Genomic DNA, 262 nt, shown 5'->3' with positions numbered 1-262 from the left:
CAAGAACCTCACTGGAACAGCTCGGTATGCAAGTGTCAATACCCATCTTGGTGTTGAGCAAAGCAGAAGAGATGATCTAGAATCTCTTGGTTATGTCCTTATGTACTTCCTTAGAGGCAGCCTACCATGGCAGGGGCTGAAAGCAGGCACTAAGAAGCAGAAGTACGACAAAATAAGTGAGAAAAAGATGCTTACTCCTGTGGAGGTTCTTTGCAAATCTTACCCATCAGAATTCATTTCTTACTTCCACTACTGCCGTTCA

Annotated in this window: 1 protein-coding gene; it reads left to right on the top strand. The window is 43.9% G+C overall.

Going from position 1 to position 262, the window contains the following annotated elements:
• On the top strand, positions 1 to 262 hold a 262-nt coding region (locus tag L9G74_RS24305; protein WP_238898701.1), incomplete at both ends, for a protein kinase family protein.

The sequence above is a fragment of the Shewanella electrica genome, assembly GCF_022321485.1.
In the GTDB taxonomy this organism is placed as follows: domain Bacteria; phylum Pseudomonadota; class Gammaproteobacteria; order Enterobacterales; family Shewanellaceae; genus Shewanella; species Shewanella electrica.
This window is presented reverse-complemented; position numbering and strand designations above follow the sequence as displayed.